Annotated in this window: 19 protein-coding genes; 11 read left to right on the plus strand and 8 right to left on the minus strand. The window is 62.1% G+C overall.

From position 1 onward, the window contains the following. Positions 1–70: 70 nt before the first annotated feature. From V6607_RS15360 to V6607_RS15395, 8 genes are all read left to right on the plus strand, one after another. Positions 71–1087, plus strand: coding sequence for a galactitol-1-phosphate 5-dehydrogenase (locus tag V6607_RS15360; protein ID WP_023658808.1), 1017 nt, complete (start codon positions 71–73; stop codon positions 1085–1087). A 96-nt stretch (positions 1088–1183) separates the two neighbouring features. Next, positions 1184–2704: an FGGY-family carbohydrate kinase gene (locus tag V6607_RS15365; protein ID WP_134326558.1), complete on the plus strand. Its 1521-nt coding sequence runs from the start codon at positions 1184–1186 to the stop codon at positions 2702–2704. After that, positions 2701–3687 (plus strand): sugar-binding domain-containing protein, encoded by a 987-nt coding sequence (locus V6607_RS15370; protein WP_003207750.1) that lies wholly within the window; start codon positions 2701–2703, stop codon positions 3685–3687. Before V6607_RS15365 ends, V6607_RS15370 begins: the two co-directional genes overlap by 4 nt. Beyond that, a complete protein-coding gene (locus V6607_RS15375) occupies positions 3680–5176 on the plus strand; it encodes a sugar ABC transporter ATP-binding protein (RefSeq protein WP_003207752.1) in 1497 nt (498 codons plus the stop codon). Before V6607_RS15370 ends, V6607_RS15375 begins: the two co-directional genes overlap by 8 nt. Beyond that, entirely contained in the window at positions 5173–6201 is a 1029-nt protein-coding gene (locus V6607_RS15380) for an ABC transporter permease (RefSeq protein WP_003207754.1), read from the plus strand. Before V6607_RS15375 ends, V6607_RS15380 begins: the two co-directional genes overlap by 4 nt. A gap of 10 nt (positions 6202–6211) precedes the next feature. Further along, complete coding sequence (locus V6607_RS15385; protein WP_008435051.1) at positions 6212–6895, plus strand: HAD-IA family hydrolase; 684 nt, start codon at positions 6212–6214, stop codon at positions 6893–6895. An 87-nt stretch (positions 6896–6982) separates the two neighbouring features. Then, positions 6983–7174 (plus strand): hypothetical protein, encoded by a 192-nt coding sequence (locus tag V6607_RS15390; protein ID WP_023658809.1) that lies wholly within the window; start codon positions 6983–6985, stop codon positions 7172–7174. A gap of 208 nt (positions 7175–7382) precedes the next feature. Continuing rightward, the gene (locus tag V6607_RS15395; protein ID WP_134326559.1) at positions 7383–8018 is read left to right on the plus strand and encodes a LysE family translocator; all 636 of its coding nucleotides are present in this window, start codon (positions 7383–7385) and stop codon (positions 8016–8018) included. A 1-nt stretch (position 8019) separates the two neighbouring features. Here the strand turns inward: V6607_RS15395 and V6607_RS15400 are convergent, their stop codons facing one another. After that, positions 8020–8304, minus strand: coding sequence for a hypothetical protein (locus V6607_RS15400; protein WP_003207761.1), 285 nt, complete (start codon positions 8302–8304; stop codon positions 8020–8022). Between the two features lie 99 nt (positions 8305–8403). Beyond that, positions 8404–9369: an AraC family transcriptional regulator gene (locus V6607_RS15405; RefSeq protein ID WP_003207763.1), complete on the minus strand. Its 966-nt coding sequence runs from the start codon at positions 9367–9369 to the stop codon at positions 8404–8406. Positions 9370–9469: 100 nt separating this feature from the next. Here V6607_RS15405 and V6607_RS15410 point away from each other — a divergent pair, with 100 nt between their 5' ends. Together V6607_RS15410 and V6607_RS15415 are read left to right on the plus strand one after the other, a co-directional pair. Beyond that, a complete protein-coding gene (locus tag V6607_RS15410) occupies positions 9470–10309 on the plus strand; it encodes an SDR family oxidoreductase (protein ID WP_087693916.1) in 840 nt (279 codons plus the stop codon). Between the two features lie 77 nt (positions 10310–10386). Beyond that, positions 10387–10842, plus strand: coding sequence for a GFA family protein (locus tag V6607_RS15415; RefSeq protein WP_134326560.1), 456 nt, complete (start codon positions 10387–10389; stop codon positions 10840–10842). Position 10843: 1 nt separating this feature from the next. Here V6607_RS15415 and V6607_RS15420 read toward each other — a convergent pair whose 3' ends face one another. Continuing rightward, positions 10844–11371, minus strand: coding sequence for a DinB family protein (locus V6607_RS15420; RefSeq protein WP_134326561.1), 528 nt, complete (start codon positions 11369–11371; stop codon positions 10844–10846). Between the two features lie 124 nt (positions 11372–11495). On the opposite strand from V6607_RS15420, the gene V6607_RS15425 reads away from it, so the two are divergent. Continuing rightward, positions 11496–12215 carry a tellurite resistance TerB family protein gene (locus V6607_RS15425; RefSeq protein WP_134326562.1) on the plus strand — a complete coding sequence of 240 codons (720 nt, stop codon included), beginning with the start codon at positions 11496–11498 and terminating at the stop codon, positions 12213–12215. 156 nt (positions 12216–12371) lie between these two features. Here the strand turns inward: V6607_RS15425 and V6607_RS15430 are convergent, their stop codons facing one another. The 5 genes from V6607_RS15430 to V6607_RS15450 form a co-directional block, all read right to left on the minus strand. After that, entirely contained in the window at positions 12372–13175 is an 804-nt protein-coding gene (locus V6607_RS15430) for a hypothetical protein (RefSeq protein ID WP_134326563.1), read from the minus strand. Between the two features lie 144 nt (positions 13176–13319). Continuing rightward, a complete protein-coding gene (locus tag V6607_RS15435; RefSeq protein WP_003217865.1) occupies positions 13320–13667 on the minus strand; it encodes a DUF2493 domain-containing protein in 348 nt (115 codons plus the stop codon). Between the two features lie 31 nt (positions 13668–13698). Beyond that, positions 13699–13890 carry a hypothetical protein gene (locus tag V6607_RS15440; RefSeq protein WP_134327673.1) on the minus strand — a complete coding sequence of 64 codons (192 nt, stop codon included), beginning with the start codon at positions 13888–13890 and terminating at the stop codon, positions 13699–13701. A 71-nt stretch (positions 13891–13961) separates the two neighbouring features. Then, complete coding sequence (gene mgtA, locus V6607_RS15445) at positions 13962–16676, minus strand: magnesium-translocating P-type ATPase (RefSeq protein ID WP_023658814.1); 2715 nt, start codon at positions 16674–16676, stop codon at positions 13962–13964. 246 nt (positions 16677–16922) lie between these two features. Next, entirely contained in the window at positions 16923–17216 is a 294-nt protein-coding gene (locus V6607_RS15450) for a hypothetical protein (RefSeq protein ID WP_003219143.1), read from the minus strand. Positions 17217–18061 lie beyond the last annotated feature (845 nt).

The raw sequence follows: 18061 nt of genomic DNA on the forward strand, positions 1-18061 counted from the left end.
GATTTTTGCGGGCACCTCTTGCGGGAGGTGCCTGGTCGAACGCACTCGTCACTCAACAGAGGAATTCACTGTGAAAGCTGCCGTCATGTACCAACCGGGCGATATCCGGGTCGAAGATGTTCCAAAACCTGCGGTCAAGGCCGGCCACGCGCTGGTTCGGGTCGCCGCCTGCGGCGTGTGCGGCTCGGATATCCCGCGCATGCTGAGCAAGGGCGCCCATGTGATGCCGCTGATTTGCGGCCATGAATTCGCAGGCTTTATCGAAGAGATCGGCAGCGGTGTCGAAGGCTATGCCATCGGCGAATTGGTGACAGTGCCGCCGATGATCCCGGACGTCAGCAGCGACCAATATGCCCGAGGCTTTCCGTCCCGCTCGGAGCGCTACGATTACTTCGGCAGCCGCCGCGACGGCGCGTATGCCGAGTACGTCAATGTGCCCCTGAGCAACCTGATCAAGGTGCCCCAAGGCATGGACCCGATTGCCGCGTCCCTGGTGGACCCGGCGGCGATTGCCCTGCATGCGATCTGGAAAGCCGACTTCAAGGCCGGGCAGAGCGGGGCAGTGGTAGGCTGCGGGCCGATCGGCCTGTTTGCGATCCAGTGGCTGCGGATCATGGGGGCCAAGGACATCGTCGCCATCGACATCGCCGAAGAGAAACTCGCCATGGCCCGCGAAGCCGGTGCCACCCACACCCTGCTCAGCGGCGCGGCGGATGCCGAGTTGCCCCGTTGCCAACTGGTGATTGAAGCGGCAGGCCATCCCAGCTCGATCAACCAGGCCGTGCAACTGACCAAGGCTGGCGGGCATGTGGTGTTTATCGGCATTCCCACCAGTGACGTGGCCCTCAGCACTGCGACGTTCTCGCACTTCCTGCGCCAGGAAATCTCCCTTCACGGCGCCTGGAACTCGTTCTCGGCACCGTTCCCGGGCGATGAGTGGACGGCCTCCATCGACAAGCTGGCTTCCGGTGAATTGCAGTGGCAGTTCATGATTACCCACGACTTGCCGCTGGATGAATTGCCGGCGATGTTCAAGCGCTATGCCGATCGCAGCGAAGTCGCGGCCAAGGTGATTTTCCGTCCCTGAGCCACGCCGTCAGCTGTGTGTCGCCAAGCCCGACGGCGCTGTGCGTTGCCGGGCTTAAAACAAAAAGCGTTGTTACAAGACGCAGGAGAACTACCGATGACCTTGTTGTTGGGACTGGATTTCGGAACAGGTGGGGTGCGGGCCGGTTTGTATGACCTGCACAGCCACAAACTGGTACACGTCGCCGAGGCGCCGTATGCCACGCAATACCCGCAGTTGGGTTGGGCCGAGCAGGCGCCGGCGGACTGGTGGTCGGCGCTGGGCAAGGCCTGCCGGCAGTTGATGGCCCAGGCCGGGCACCCGCAGGTGGCGGCGGTGTGCGTCGCCACCACAGCCTCCACCGCGGTGGTTGCCCAGGTGGACGGCCAACCCCTGGCCCCGGCGTTGTTATGGATGGATTGCCGCGCCGCTGCCGAGTCGGCGCGCACCGCCCACGTCAGCCACCCGATGATGAACCAGGGCGGTGACGCGGTGGAATGGCTGGTGCCCAAGGCCATGTGGCTGGCCGAGCACGAGCCTCAGGTTTACCAGCGCGCCGAGCGTATTTGCGAGGCCGTGGACTGGATCAACTTTCAGTTGACCGGGCGCTGGGTCGCCTCCCAATTGAATGCCAGTTGCAAGTGGAATTACGACACCCTGCAGCAGCGTTTTCCGGTGGAATTGTACGCCGAACTGGGCGTGCCTGAACTGGCGCAAAAACTCCCTCAGGAAGTGATCAAGGTCGGTGGCCGGATCGGCCCATTGAGCGCCGATGCCGCCAATCATCTGGGCCTGAGCCGCGACACGCTGGTGGCCCAGGGCGGAATCGACGCCCACATGGCAATGCTCAGTGCCGGCACCACTGGCGCCGGCGAGCTGTTGTTTATCGGCGGTACCTCGGTGGTGCAACTGATGCACACCCCGCAACGCATCGACGTACCGGGCATCTGGGGCCCATACCCCGGCGCCTTGCTCGACGGCCAATGGTTGATGGAAGGCGGGCAAGTCTCCGCCGGTTCGATCCTCAACTGGCTGGCGCAAAAGATGTTCGGCCTCGACGATGCCGGGCACCAGCGCCTGATCCGCCAGGCCGCAGAACTGCAGCCCGGCTCCACCGGCTTGCTGGTGCTCGATTACTGGATGGGCAACCGTACACCTTACCGCTCACCGGACATGCGCGGTGCGATCATGGGCCTGTCGCTGAACCATGACCGGCATGACCTGTACCGCGCCTCGGTGGAAGCGATTGCCCTGGGCTCGGCGAACATCTTTCACACCTGGCGCTCCGAGGGCATCGAGATCACCCGGGTGGTCGCCGCCGGTGGTTTCCAGAAGAACCCGTTATGGTTGCAGGCCACGGTGGATGCCACCGGTGTGCCGTTCGAAATGGTGCCCCACGACAACCTCACCCTGATCGGCACCGCCGCCGCTGCCGCCTGCGCCCTCGGCGAGTTCGGCACCTTGCAGGAAGCCGCTACCGACTTCACCACCATCGGCCGGCTGATCGAGCCCGACCCTTACGCCCACGAGCAATACATCGAGCTGTTGGGCCGCTATCGCGCCGCCACCGACAGCGTCGCGCCCATCAGTTGCAAGCCACCGGCGAACCGCACGCTCGGCGTAAGGCCGGCAGCATGAGCGCCCATCCTGAAGAAACGTTTGCCACGCGGTTGTCGGCCGATTCCCAGCGTGATGACTTGATGGTCCAGGTGGCCAAGCTGTATTACGACCTGGAAAAGACCCAAAGCGATATCTCCCGGGAGACCGGCCTGACCCGCTGGCAAGTCAGCCGCTTGCTGCGCGAGGCGCGGGATTGCGGGGTGGTGCGCATCGATATCGTCGCCCGCTCGGCGCGCTTGCCGCAGCTGGAAGTGGCTTTGCAACGGCGTTTCGGCCTGCGTGAAGCATTGGTGCTGGATGTGGAAGATGCCGACACCGCGCTGAACGTGGTGACCCAGGCCGCCGCCCGTTACCTGTGCAACTTGCAGCCGATGCCGGCGCTGATCGGCGTGTCGTGGGGCCGCACCCTGACCAAAATGGCCCAGTGGCTGGTGCCGCGCTGGAACGAGGGGGTCAACGTGGTGCTGCTGAACGGCGCGATCAATACCCGTTCGATGGGAGAGTCCAGCCATAACGTCGCCGAGCGCTTCGCCCAGGCTGCCCGTGGCCAGGCCACGTTGCTGCCGGTGCCGGCGATTCTCGGGCATGCGCATACCCGCGAGGCGCTGGAGCAGGACCCGGTGATCGCCCAGGTATTGCGCCTCGGGCAACAGGCGCCGGTGGCGTGTTTCAGCCTGGGGGAGTTGTCTGATCATTCGGTGTTGATGGAGTCGGGTTACATCGACCGGCCATTGCTCGAAGAGCTGGAACGCCTGGGCGCCGTCGGCGACATCATGGGCCGCTTTATCGGCATGGACGGTGAACCGGTGATGCCCGAACTCGACGCCCGCACCCTAGGCCTGCCGTTGGCCGCCTTGCGCGACAAGGCCTGGTCCATTGCCGTGTGCGTCGGCGCGCAGAAGCACCGCATCGTCCACGCCAGCGTCAAGGCCGGCTATGTCAATGTGCTGGCCACCGACGCGGCCACCGCCCGCTATTTGCTGGAGCAGGATCATGAGTGAGTTGGCCCTGGATATCCGTCATGTCAGCAAGCGTTTTCCGCCCAATGTGGTGGCGCTGACCGATGCCTCCCTCGACGTTCGGCCCGGTGAGGTGCATTGCCTGCTGGGTGCCAATGGCGCGGGCAAAAGTACCCTGTTGAAAATCGTCGCCGGCGCCCATCGCCCGGATGGCGGCGAGATGTCGGTGGCGGGCCGGCGGGTGGAACTGAAGAATCCGCAACAGGCGCGCCAGGCCGGGATCGCGATGATCTATCAGGAGCTCGACCTGATCCCGCAGATGACCGTCGAAGAGAACCTGATGCTCGGCTATGCGCCCCAGCGCTTCGGGATTATTTCCCGGGGCAAGCGCAGTGCGTTGGCCAAGGCCGCACTGTTGCGGGTCGGGGCCAACTTCTCGAGTTCCGACCGGGTGGGCAGCCTGTCGATTGCCAACCAGCAATTGGCGGCCATCGCCCGGGCACTGACCTGTGAGGCCCGGCTGGTGGTGATGGATGAGCCTTCGGCGGCGCTGAACGAGACCGAACTCAAGCGGGTGTTCCAGGTGATTCGCGAGATCACTGCGGCGGGTGTGGCGGTGCTGTATGTCAGCCACCGCTTGAATGAAATTCGCGAGATCGGCGACCGGGTCACGGTGCTGCGTGCCGGGCGAACCCTGCAAACCCACGAGCTGGCGCAGATCGACGACCAGGCGCTGATCGCCGCCGTGGTCGGCGAGCACCGCGACCTGCTGGAACGCAGCCCGCGTCAGGCGCCGCGGGACAACCTGGCGCTGAATATTCGCCGCCTTCAAGGCGAGCAGGGCCTGGACGTGCAGGGGCTGGAAGTGCGCCAGGGCGAAATTGTCGGGCTTGCCGGGCTTAACGGGGCAGGGCGCAGCACGTTGCTCAAAGCCTTGTTTGGCGTGGGCCGCAACGACAGCGATGTTGAACTGTTTGGCCAGCCTTATCAGCCGCAAACCTCGCGCCAGGCGATCCGCCAGGGCGTCGGGTTGGTGCCGGAAAACCGCAAGACCGAAGGCCTGCTGCTGGATGCGCCGATCTACCGCAATGCCTGCCTGGTGCACACCCGGCACTTGAACTGGTTTTCCCATCGCCAGGCCAAGGACCGCGCCGGCCCGGTGCTGCAGCGCTTGCAGACCAAGCTCGACAACCTTGAGCAACCGGTACGCCAGCTCTCCGGCGGCAATCAACAGAAGGTGGTCATGGCCAAGTGGGTGATCGACGGCGCGCGCCTGTTGCTGCTGGACGAGCCCAGTCGTGGCCTGGATGTCGGCGCCAAGGCCGACCTCTATGCCCTGGCCCGCAGCCTGGCGCAGGAAGGGGCGGCGGTGCTGGTCGCCAGCAGCGAGCTGGACGAGTTGTACGTCAATTGCGACCGCATCTGGGTGATGCATGAGGGGCGCAACGCGCTGTGTTTCGACCCCTTGACTGCCAGTCGCGACCAGATCGACCAGGCCATCCTTATCGGTAGAACGAGTGTAGAACCATGACTATTGCAAGCAACCCAAGCCCGGTTTTCGATAAGCCCGTCACCCTCACCAGCCGCCGTCGCAGTGCGGTGCTGGAGTGGGTGATGCGCTACAACTTTGTGTTCATTTTCCTGTTTGCGGTGGTGGTGGCGACGTTCCTGTCGGACGACTTCCTGACCTTCGGCAACATCGCTAACCTGTTCCAGCAGGGGGCGATTGTCGGGATCATCGCCATCGGCATGACCTTCGTTATCCTTACGGCCAATATCGACCTGTCGGTGGGCAGCCTGTGTGCCTTCGGCGGGATCCTGGTGGCGGTGCTCCTGCAGCAGCAGGTCAGCGGCTGGCTGGCGGTGCCGGCCACGTTGCTGGTGGGACTGGCCATCGGCACCTTGATGGGCAGCCTCACGGTGTTTGGCAAGGTGCCGAGTTTTATCATCACCCTGGCCGGGCTGGTGTCGCTGCGCGGGGCCACCTTCCTGGCATCCGACGGTGCGCCGATTGGCGGATTGCCGGCCAGCTTCACCTCGTTCGGCTCGGCCATGATCGACATCTGGCCCAGCGCTGGCATTGCGTTTCCGGTGCTGGGGCTGATCTTTATCCTGATCACCGTCATCGCCTGGCTGGTGCTGCGCTACACGGTGTTTGGCGAGTATGTGCTGGCCACCGGCGGCAACCTGGAGGCTGCGCGGCTGTCCGGCGTGCCGGTGCGGGCGGTGACGATTGCGGTGTTCGCCATCTGCGGCGGCCTGGCAGCATTCGCCGGCTTGTTGATGACCTCACGCCTGCACGTCGGCCAACCGACCGCAGCCCAGGGCCTGGAACTGGATGCAATTGCCGCCGTGGTGCTGGGTGGCACCAGCCTGTTCGGCGGGCGCGGCAGCGTGGTAGGCACGGCGGTGGCGGTGATGCTGCTGCAGGTGTTGCGCAATATCTTCAACCTGCTGGGGCTGGGCTCGTTCTACCAGATGGCGATCACCGGGGTGATCATCGTGCTGGCGATTTTGCTCAACCGCTTGATCGACCATTACGCCGGGCGCACCTGAGGACACCGTGATGAATGCACCGCTACCCGCGCCGATCAAGGCCGTGATCTTCGACATGGACGGCCTGCTGCTCGACACCGAAGGCATCTACACCGAAGTCACCCAGCTGATTGCCGACCGCTACGGCCGCACGTTTGACTGGAGCATGAAGCAGAACACCATCGGCCTGGGGGCTTATGAACTGGCCAGCTATATCGTGCAGGCCGTGGGCTTGCCGATGAGCCCCGAGACGTTCTTGCAGGAACGCACACCATTGATGAATGCGCGGTTTCCCCAGGCGGCGGCCATGGCCGGGGCGCAGGCGCTGGTGCGGCATTTGTCGGCCCACGGTGTGCCGATTGCGGTGGGTACCAGTTCGTCGCGGCACTATTTCGAACTGAAAACCACCTTGCACCGCGACTGGTTCTGCTTGTTCGATGCCATCGTCACCGCCGATGACCCTCAGGTAGGCGCTGCCAAGCCGGCGCCGGATATCTTCCTGGTGGCCGCCCAGCGACTGGGAGTGACGCCCGCTGAATGCCTGGTGTTCGAGGATTCGCCATTCGGTATCACTGCGGCCAAGGCGGCCGGCATGTACGCCGTGGCCATCCCGGACCCGGCGATGCCGCAGGAGAAGTTCCTGCATGCGGATGGAAGACTGCTGAGCCTGGAGGCGTTTGACCTCGCGCGATGGGGGTTGCCAGCCTACCGCTGACTCGACGTCCGGTAGGCTGCCTCGTCGTCAGCGGGTGTATGGTAGACCGGGCAAACACCTGGATTATCTCTGGAGAGAGAGGTGACTATGAGCACTCCCATGCTGAACAAGCTGCATCTCAACGGTTATGACATCGTGCAGGTCAACAGCGGCCCGTGGCGCGTCTGTACCAAGGCTGATCGCCTGGCATCCTTCGGTTCCCGTGAGCAGGCGCTGGCGTATGCCGCTGCGCTACCGGGGTACAAGGCACGGTCGAGGCCGGTCGCCAATGATGCATGAGCCATCAACAGCCTCGGTCAATCCGGGGCTTTTTATTGGCACCCAATTGAGCAATACATGACCGGTGGCGAGGGAGCTTGCTTCCGCTGGAGTGCGAAGCGCTCCCAGGATTTTGGGGCCGCTACGCAACCCAACGGGAGCAAGCTCCCTCGCCACACAGAGGATATGGTGGGATGATTCGCAGCTGATCAGCCCGTAGGAACCTGTCATGTCCCTGGCAACCTTATTTCTGTTCGTCATGATGAGCGCCGCGATTATCGTGATACCTGGCCCGACGGTTTTGCTGGCCCTGCAAAACGGTTCGCGCCACGGTTTGCGGGCGGCGTTCTGGGGCATGGCCGGGGCGGTGTTGGCCGACGCGTTGCTGGTAACGGCGGTGGCGTGTGGCCTGGGATTGCTGCTCGCGGCCAGCGAAGGGCTGTTTCAGGTGCTGAAATGGATCGGTTCGGCGTACCTCATCTGGATCGGCTGGCAGATGTTGCGATCACCCCAGGCGGCGTTGCCATCGGTGGGCGAAGGTGAGGACGGCGGCACCCGCTCGGCGAGTATTTTCACCCGCAGTTTCCTGGTGGCGATTTCCAATCCCAAGGCGTTGTTGTTCATGTCGGCATTCCTGCCGCAATTCGTCGACAGCACCCAGGCGCAACTGCCGCAGTACGCGTGCCTGTTGCTGGCGCTGTGCGTGCTCAATGTCAGCATCATGATGTTCTACGCGGTATGCGGGGCACGCTTGCTCAGTCGCCTGCGGCCCGCACATTTGCAGCATTTCAACCGTGGGGCGGGTGGGTTGTTGATGACGATGGGCGTGCTGTTGGCCGCTTACCGTCGTGCCCCGGCTGCGTAACTTAAACGAATGGCTGGCCGTGGAACCCGCGTGGCAGGCGCTGACGGCCTGGCAGGTCGGTCAGGCGCTGGGTCCAGGCACTGCGCCAGTCACCGGCGGCATGGGCGGTTTTGGACTTGCGCGCGGCACGCCGAGCGGCGTTGCGTTGGGTGCGGCGGGCTTCCTTGAAGACTTCGGTGTTACGGCAGGTACGACACTTGACCCGATTCAGCTCGGTGCTGGAAGGCAGGTTGTTGCCGTGATGACCGCAGGCAAGATGCCCGGCGACCTTGAAGTGAATGACCATGTAAGCGTCTCCTTCTTGGGGGATGCGTCGCATCGGTAATCTGCTGATGCGCGCGGGCAGGGCGGGGCAGCCATTGGCTGATGTTCACCGCTCTGTCTTTTATGACAGTTCGCTGCTCCATGCGTTCGTTTGAGGGTATTGCGTCTCCGTCGACACCCGTAGCGCCTGCTGGTAATGCAACGGCGAGCGGCCGATCTCACGTTTGAAGGCATGGCTGAATGCGCTCTGGGAGTTGTAGCCCAGCGAGAGCGCGAGCTCGATCAACGAGCGTTTGCCCTCAGCCAGCGCCCGCGCTGCCAGACGCATGCGCCACTGGGTGAGGTAGGCCATCGGCGAGACCCCGGCGACGTCCTTGAAGTAGGCCGCAAAGCTGGCTCGCGACATTGCACACGCCTTGGCCAGTACCTCCAACGGCCTGGTTTCGCCCGGCTCGCCATGGATAAGGCGCAGCGCCGGCGCCAGGCGTTTGTCGGTCATGGCGCGCAGCCAACTGCCGGACAGCGGCGGTGCGGTTTCGAAATGCAAACGCAGAATTTCGATGAACATCAGGTGCGCCAGTTGCGATGAGGCCACTGCTGCACCCGGACGATCATGCTCCCGTTCACGCACCAGTTGATTGAGCAACCAATGCAGTGTTTCGAGCGCATGGGTCCTGGCATTCAAATGGATGAAGGGCGCCAGTGCTGCACGTAGCAGGTGTTCGGAGTCAGGGCTGAGTTCCACCTTGCCGCCAATCATGAAGAACTCATCCCCATCGCCGTGATACGCCAGGGCACCCACTCGCTTGTCGAGGATCTGTTGCAAATCCACCGGTGTTGCACTCAGGTCACTGGCCATGACATGGGGCCTTTCGGCCGACAGTAGAAACACATCGCCTTCGTTTACCGCAATGGGCGTGCTTTCGCCTTTGATCTTCAGCCAGCACGTCCCTCGCAACACGCCCCAGAACTTCAATTGGGTAGCCGGTGGAAAGGCGATCGCCCAGCGTCCGCCCGCCACCAGGCCGCCGGACATCACGGAGCGGGCTTGCATGAAGGTGAGCAACTCGGAAAATGGATCAGTCATGATTTAGACGATTGCTTATAAAAACTGGAGTCTAGCGCATTCATCGTCTAGGTCGGATGAATATGCTGGGGTCTCCAATGTCACTACAGAGGGTTTGATCATGACATTACGCACTTGGTTGATCACCGGAGCCAACAGTGGCTTTGGACGCGAGATGACCGAGCAATTATTGGCACGGGGGGAGCGCGTTGCGGGCACGGTCCGGGATTTGGCGAGCATGGCGGACCTGCGAGCGCTTCATGGCGAAAGGCTGTGGCTGGCCGAGTTGGATCTGACTGATACCCCGGCGATTCGCCGGGTGGTCGATCAGGCATTCAAGGCGCTGGGGTCCATTGAGGTGGTGGTCAGTAACGCAGGCTACGGCCTTTTCGGCGCCGCAGAAGAGATGACCGATCAGCAGATCGAGCATCAATTGGGTACCAACCTGCTGGGTTCCATTCAACTGTTGCGCGCCGCGCTGCCCCACCTCAGGGCCCAGGGTGGCGGGCGGATCCTGCAACTGTCCACCATGGGCGGGCAGGCCGTTTTCCCGGGTGGTTCGCTGTACCATGCGAGCAAGTGGGGAATTGAAGGCTTTGTCGACGCCTTGGGCGAGGAAGTGGCTTGTTTCAACATCGGCTGCACCCTCATCGAACCCGGTAGCGCCCGCACCGGTTTTCGCTACCGCAGCGCGCAACTGGCGCCACGCCTGGAAGACTACGACCGTTCTCCTTCCAGCCACGCACGGCGGATGATCGAAGGCGGCACGACGGTGTCGTCGGGTGACCCGGCCAAGATGGTTGCGATCATGCTTGCCAGCGTCGACCAGTACCCTGCGCCCAAGCGCATTGCCTTGGGGCCAGACGCCTACACCGTGATGCACAAGCAGCTCAGCGACCGTCTGGCAGCACTGGAAGCGCAAAAGGACCTGGCATTTTCGACGGACTTCTTTGTGCCGTAACGAAACCGGCATCGCTGTTCGCGACGCACCCGCTCGTTTATCCTCCGGTCACACACACAATGTGACTGGAGTGGAAGATGAGCAATCAAGAGTCCCAGGAAGGCGGCTGCCGTTGTGACCGGGTGCGTTTTACCGTGACCGAAAAACCATTGATCACCATGGCGTGCCACTGCACCGGGTGCCAGAAAATGTCATCCAGCGCGTTCTCGCTGAGCGCGCTGATCCCCAGCCACGGATTCACCATCACCCAGGGCAACCCGGTGATCGGCGGGTTGCATGGCGTAGACCGCCACTACTGCTGCCCCCACTGCATGAGTTGGATGTTTTCCCGCCCCAATGGCGTGGAAGATCTGATCAACCTGCGCCCCACCATGCTGGATGACGCCAGCGGTTATGTGCCATTCATAGAAACCTGGACCAGTGAAAAGCTGCCGTGGGCGACTACCCCGGCGCAGCACAGCTTTGCGCAGCTCCCGGAGAGGGAGAATTTCCCCGCGCTGATACAGGCGTACGCCGAGTACAGCGACGGTTGAACTAGTCCATCAGTGCCAGCAGGTCGGTGTCGCCCACGTCGCGCCCGGCCTGGGTCAACAGCGTTGTCACCTGGCCCCGGTGGTGGGTCTGGTGATTGAAGAAGTGCACGAGCAGTGCATGAAAATTCTTGTTCATGGGCGTGCCCGCCATGTTGTGGTACTGCAGGGGCTGATCCAGGTCCGACTCACTGATCGACTGCACCCAGTCGATGATGAGCTGGTCGAGCCAGGCGCGGTGGGCCGACAGTTCACGGATATCGGCGAAGGCCAGTTGATTCAGACGTGGCGGCAACCCCAACGCGTCTAACGGTACCAGCGCGGCAAAGCCTGCCGGATGCTCGGCGAAACGCTTGAGCCAGACGCGATCACCCAGGGCGAGGTGGTTCAGCGTGCCAAGGATCGATCCGAAGAACGCGCCACGGTCGGCAATCAAGTCTTCGTCGCTCAGGCCATGGGCCGCTTCATACACCTTGCGGTTCATCCACTGGTTATAGGTCGCCATCAAGGCAATCTGCTCGGTACGGGTCACGTGAGGTTCCTCGATGGGGCGCGCGTCGCCATGATAATGCGAGCCTGCCGGGCGGTCATGGTGTTCTCGCGCAGCGCAGCTATTGTTGTTGATCTGGAACTCTGCGCCCTGGGAGGGTGACACCATGAATACCGGCGATCTACTGGAACAATTGCTGCGGGCGGGCCAGGCCTCGTCCAGCCAGCAGGGCGGCGCTGCACCCGGGTCTCAGGGCGGGCTCGGTGGTTTGGGCGGCTTGCTTGGCGGTTTGCTGGGCGGCAGCGGTGCTTCGGCTTCCGGCGGTGGCGGCCTTGGTGGCTTGCTCGGTGGCCTGGGCGGCATGCTCGGCGGAACCCGTGCGGCGCCTCAGGGGCGCACCGGCGGCACTAACTACGCGGCGCTGGCGTCGTTGGGGATGATGGCGTTCCAGGCGTATCAGGCCTGGCAGCGGCAACAGGCGTCGGCGCCGCAGCAGGCGTTGCAGACGGTTGACCAGTTGTCTGGCGCGCAGGTCGAAGAACACAGCCACGCCGTGCTGCGTGCATTGATCGCGGCAGCCAAGGCGGATGGCGAGATTGATGAGCGGGAGCAACAGATGATCTCGGCCGAGATCGGCAAGCACACCGATGATCCGCAATTGCAGGCGTGGCTGGATGCCGAGGTGGCCAAACCGCTGAATGCGGCGGATTTTGCCGAGTTTTCCGGCGACCCGGCGGTGGCGTCGGAGGTGTACCTGGTCAGTGTGCTGCTGGTGGATGACCAGCGGGACGCGGAGCGCAATTATCTGGATGAGCTGGCGGCGCAGTTGAAGATTGATCCTGCGTTGCAGGTGCATCTGGAGCAGCAGGCCAAGGGGCAGGTTTAAATCGCTATTACGGTCATACCAAGCCTGTGGCGAGGGAGCTTGCTCCCACTGGGCTGCGTAGCGGCGCCGGAATCTTTGGGAGCGCTTCGCACTCCAGCGGGAGCAAGCTCCCTCGCCACAGCAAGCTCCCTCGCCACTGGGATCATCGTCTGCGGGTTAGAACCGCAGTGTGGCCCCCGTCGTGAGCCATTGATGCTGATCCCCGATCAAACTGCGTCCTACCACCAGGTCCACGTCCACATTCTTGCCGATATGCATCCTCGGCCCGGCTTGCCACGCCTGGTCGCCGCCTTGCTGGCCGTAGCGTTCGGCGATCAGTGTCAGTGAGTCCATCAGGCTGTATTCAAACCCGGTGCCCCAGGTCGGCCGATGGGTCTGGTCGCCGTCGTTATAAGCGTGGCTCCAGCCGGCGTTGAAGTTAAGCCGCAGGGCCTCCATGGGCTGCCAGGTAAACGGCACATTCAAGTCCGCGCCATCAAATGAGTGCCGGCGGTTCAGCGCGTAATGCACGCCGGCAGACGCGGCCAGTTCCAGGCCCAGGTCTTCCCGGGCCCACAACTGCGCCTTGAGCTGCGGATTCACTTGGGTTTCGCCGTCGCCATCATGGTTGGCCCGGGACACGGCGGCAGTCCACTGCAACCAAGGAATGGCAGCGGAGGTGCAGGCCGGCGCCAGGGTTTCACTGTGGGTTGAGCCAGCGTGCCGGTTGGCGGTGAACCAGGCGTCGACATTGCATTCGCCCGGGGCGTTGATTGCGCCGTCGTCGACCACGTAGGAGCCGCCGGCCGCATGGGCATTCGACATCAGGCTGAGCACCAGCACGATGCCCGCGGTCACGCCGACGAAAATCAGGTTGCGCCGCACTGCCCGAAGCTTGGAGGCGGGCAGGGGATGGAAGGTAACGTGGGTGGTGCGGTTGCGGTATTTGGCGAAACCGTCAGGGGTGTGTTTCTTGTACATGGTGAACCTCGATCAACAGCCGGTGGCGCGCCCCGACCGGACTTGGCAGGGACGCGCCGTGTTTCAAATAGAAAAAAGTGTGCAACGGGGTACCGCTACAACGGGGTTCTTCGTTCATGCCTGGATACTCCAATAAGGGTTGATTCAGCTGTCTACAGTCAGCACATGGATGCCACTGGCCCTGGCCTGGCTCACCAGTTCCGAGGTGTCGTCGCCACCGGGCAGCGCGATGATCACGTCGGGCCGGCTGTCGGTGAGCATGAACTGGTTGCGATGGCGTTCGGCCTGCTTGCCATGGCGTTGCCAGTTGGGTGGGTAACGCACCACATCCACTCCGGTTTCCCGGGCCCAGTCTTCCACGTCGCTGCCCAGGAACTGGCTGCCACCGTGGATCAACACCTGCACCGGGCGCAGGCGGTGGTAGGCGTCCAGCACCTGGCGGGACATTTTTGTATCGGCGTAATGACGACCTGCACAGATCAAGACGCGCATGGTGATCTTTCCTTGTAGTGCGTATTGCCATTTATCGACGCGGGCGCAGCAAGCGGATGCAGGTGCTGTTCAAGCTGCTGGAAAAACCCAGCATGAAGCGCATTTCCACGGCGCTGAGCACGTTGCGCACGTACAGCCGTACGCCCAGCACCATCACCGCCTTGGCCGCCTGGGCGAGGCCGTACACCAGCAGCGCGCGAGCAGCGTTGTCGAGGTAGCTCATAAGTGTGTTCATTGTCTGTCTCCGCGTGCACTGGCTATCTACCGATAGCCAGCGCTTTCAGGGGCGGTTGATCAGTACCACTGCTTGAAGCGGCGGATGTAGAGGGTTTTCATCAGTTGTGCCACGCAGCAGTAGGCGACCAGGGTGCCCACCAGCCATGGGAAGTACGCAAGTGGCAGCGGCTCCAGGCCAACCATCGCGCCCAGCGGCGAGAACGGTACGTAGATGCCCAGCCCGATCACGATGCAGGTCATCATCATCACCGGCCATGCGGCGTTGCTCTGGAAGAACGGGATCTTGCGGGTGCGCAGCATGTGCACCACCAGGGTTTGCGAGAGCAGCCCCTCGATGAACCAGCCGGACTGGAACAGGGTCTGCATTTCCACGCTGTTGGCCGAGAACACGTACCACATCAGGGCAAAGGTGGTCATGTCGAAGATCGACGAGGTCGGCCCGATCCAGATCATGAAGCGGCCAATGTTTTTCGCGTCCCACTTGCGTGGCTTGGCCAGGTATTCCTTGTCCATCTTGTCCCACGGCAAGGCCAGCTGGGAGATGTCGTACATCAGGTTTTGCAGCAGCAGGTGGATCGACAGCATTGGCAGGAACGGGATGAATGCACTGGCCACCAGCACCGAGAACACGTTGCCGAAGTTGGAACTGGCGGTCATGTTCAGGTACTTCATGATATTGCCGAAGGTCTCGCGGCCTTTCAGCACGCCTTCTTCCAGCACCATCAGGCTCTTTTCCAGCAGGATGATGTCGGCGGATTCCTTGGCAATGTCCGTCGCGCTGTCCACCGAGATGCCCACGTCGGCATCCCGCAAGGCCGGAGCGTCGTTGATGCCGTCGCCGAGGAAGCCCACGGTGTGGCCGTTGGACTGCAAGGTCTTGAGCACCCGCGACTTCTGCAGCGGCGTCAGCTTGGCGAACACCGTGCGCTCCTCGACCCGCAGCTTGAGGGTGGCGTCGTCCATCGCTTCGATTTCCGTCCCCAGCAACGGTACGCCTGGCTCAAGGCCTACCTGGCGGCAGATCTTGCTGGTGACGATGGCGTTGTCGCCGGTGAGCACTTTGACGGCCACGCCAATTTCGCGCAGGGCAGCGATCGCCGGGCCAGCGGTTTCCTTTGGTGGATCAAGGAAGGTCAGGAAGCCACGGATCACCAGGTTGCGCTCATCGGCCGTGGTGTACTGCTTGCGGGCGAGTGCCTGGGGAATGTTGCGGGTTGCCAGCACCAGCACCCGGAAGCCGTCTTCGTTGTAGTCCTGGGCAATCGCCAGCAACTCGTTGCGACGCCGATCATCCAGCTCGACGGCCACGTCGCCTTCCATCACGTGGGTGGAAATGCTCAGCATCTCCTCGACCGCACCCTTGCACACCAGCAGGTGGTCGTTTTGCGCGTCCTTGACCACGATCGACAGGCGACGGCGAATAAAGTCGAACGGCAACTCATCCACCTTGCTGTAGGCAAACGGCACCTGGAACTTCGGATTCTGCTCGGAGAACTGTACGACCGCCTGGTCCATCAGGTTCTTCATGCCGCTCTGGTGATGGCTGTTGAGCCAGGCGAGGGTCAGCACTGAATCATCACGGTTGCCAAAGGCGTTGACGTGGTGCTCGAGGATGATCTTGTCCTGGGTCAGGGTGCCGGTCTTGTCGGTGCACAGCACGTCCATCGAACCGAAGTTCTGGATCGCGTTGAGGCGCTTGACCACCACCTTGCGCTTGGCCATGGCGGTTGCACCCTTGGCCAGGTTGGCGCTGACGATCATCGGCAGCATTTCCGGGGTGAGGCCTACCGCCACTGCCAGGGCGAACAGCAACGCGTCGCTCCAGTCACCCTTGGAGAAGCCGTTGAGGAAGAACACGATCGGCGTCATTACCAGCATGAAGCGGATCAACAGCCAGCTGACGCTGTTCACCCCGCGGTCAAATGCGGTTTGCACCCGGGAGCCGACAATCGCCTTGGCCAACGAGCCAAAGTAGGTACGCGGGCCGGTGGCAACCACCACGGCTTTCGCCCGGCCGCTGACCACGTTGGTGCCCATGAAACAGATGTTCGGCAGGTCCAGCAGGTTGCCCTGGTCGGCCGCCGTGGACGTGGCGGATTTTTGCGTCACATCCCCGAGGGTGTCGTACTTCTCTACCGGCAAGGCTTCGCCGGTCAGCACGGCCTGGCTGATGAACAGGTCACGGGACTCGATCAGGCGGATGTCGGCCGGGATCATGTCGCCGGCAGACAGTTGCACGATATCGCCGGCCACCAGGTCGCGCATCGGCACTTCCCGCAGGGTCGGCTTGGAGCCCACTTGCTCGCGGCGCAACACCGTGGCGGTGGTACGCACCATGGCCTTCAAGGCCTCGGCGGACTTGGCCGAACGATGCTCCTGCCAGAAGCGCAGTAGGCTGCTGAGCATGACCATGGTCATGATAATGATGACCTTGGTCAGGTCGGCTTCTTCACCGGCCTGCAGTGGCAGCCAGTAGTCAGTGAAGAAACTGATGGCGCCGAGGGTCAGCAGCACATAGATGAACGGGTTGTTCAGGGCCTGGAGGAATTGCACGATGGCGTGAGGCGGCTTGTCGTGGGCCACCTCGTTGTAGCCTTCACGTTGCAGGCGAGCAGAGGCATCCAGTTCGGTCAGGCCATCCTTGGTTGCCCGGACATTGGCGAGGGTTGCCGAGAGGCCGTTCTGGGCTTCGCGGGCGGCACGCATCGACAGCTTGGTGTCGGTATCCGTGCCGTTTTTCTTGTGCAGTTTCGGGTTTTTTACTGCGCTCATTGTGTGTACTCCTGTCGCCAATTTTTCGACAAAACATACCCGGTACTTACCTGATGACAGGCGAGCGAAAGCATGCCGAGTCGCTGACTTCGCGATCGGTTTAAATAAGGTGTTGGGTAACTTTCTATGGGCCCGCTAACAGCGCGTTAGTTAACTAGCGCGCAGCGGGCTACTACTGGCTTCGTCCATAGAGAACTCCAGCTAATCAATTAACGGATAATCAGGAAGTTGCTGTTTCCAGCTGGCTTATGCCGCGCGAGCGTCCACGTAGAGGCTCAGCATCAGGCTCGCTTGCGCGACCAGGCTGGAAACGTCCCGTCTCTGTGGGTCTTGAGGGTCGGCGTGATCCCATTGCTGGACCAGGTGGCCGGTGGTGGGGCAGATACGCCAGTGTGCCCGGGGAGTCGGGCACACGCGGGGGGATGAGGTCACAAAGGTGCTGCGGGTAGGGGAAAAGCCTACGGGCTCGCGGCACAATTTGGCGCGCAGGGCGTTAGCCAGCGTACGCAGATCAGGTAAAACAATCAGTTGAAAGGTCATAACACACCTCGGGACCGGACTGGCATCCGGTGAGGCAGTTACGTTGGAGCGTCAGGCTCTAGCGCAGCTTACTCGGCCGGAAAGGCGAGTCCCGTCATTTTTTCTGGGTTTGGCGCCCGATTCGCCGCATTCACGGTGATCGGACAACGACTAGATACTGTGTCCATTGGCTTCTTTTGTGAGGTTGAAAAATGGCCCTGAGTTGCAGGCACGGGGAATTTACTCAGGCAGTTGCCGGATGTCAACGTTTAATGACTTAAATTGTTACTGGTTCAGAGTTTGTTCAGATAGAAGGTTGGGGAAGTTGCAACATCAAGTGTGCTTATTGATAAGTGGCCGGTGTGTGGAAGGTAGGTGAAGTAACAATAGCCGGATAACTTATGCGGGGTTCCGAAGCCTGCGTTCGGCCAGCGTGGTTTAACGGGGCGCCCAAGATCAACAGCAAGAGCACAGCGGCCTACCGGCCGGCTTGAGTGTTGTAGAGCAAAAGCCAAATCAAAAGCTAAAGCGGGCACGGTCCAAATGTGGGAGCGGGCTTGCTCGCGAAGGTCGTTAACGATGACGTGGGTATTCTGGATGAACGCGGCGCTCTCAGGTTTTTCGCGAGCAAGCCCGCTCCCACAGAAAGCAGATCTGTTTTCGCTCTGGTCTTTGCTTTTGCTTTTAACACTCAGGTCGGCTTTCAGGCCGCCGTGCTCTTGCTTTTGATCTTGATCTGACTGCCCCAATAAGCCCGAGGCCGAACGCAGGTATTGCGGAGCCCTTTGCCTACTTTGGGCTGGGCCGGCATTCCGGCTTTTCCAAAGTGAGCCGCTGTAAGAGCGGAACCATAGGCCGCCGTTACC

This window comes from Pseudomonas sp. KK18 (assembly GCF_037094675.1).
Classification (GTDB): domain Bacteria; phylum Pseudomonadota; class Gammaproteobacteria; order Pseudomonadales; family Pseudomonadaceae; genus Aquipseudomonas.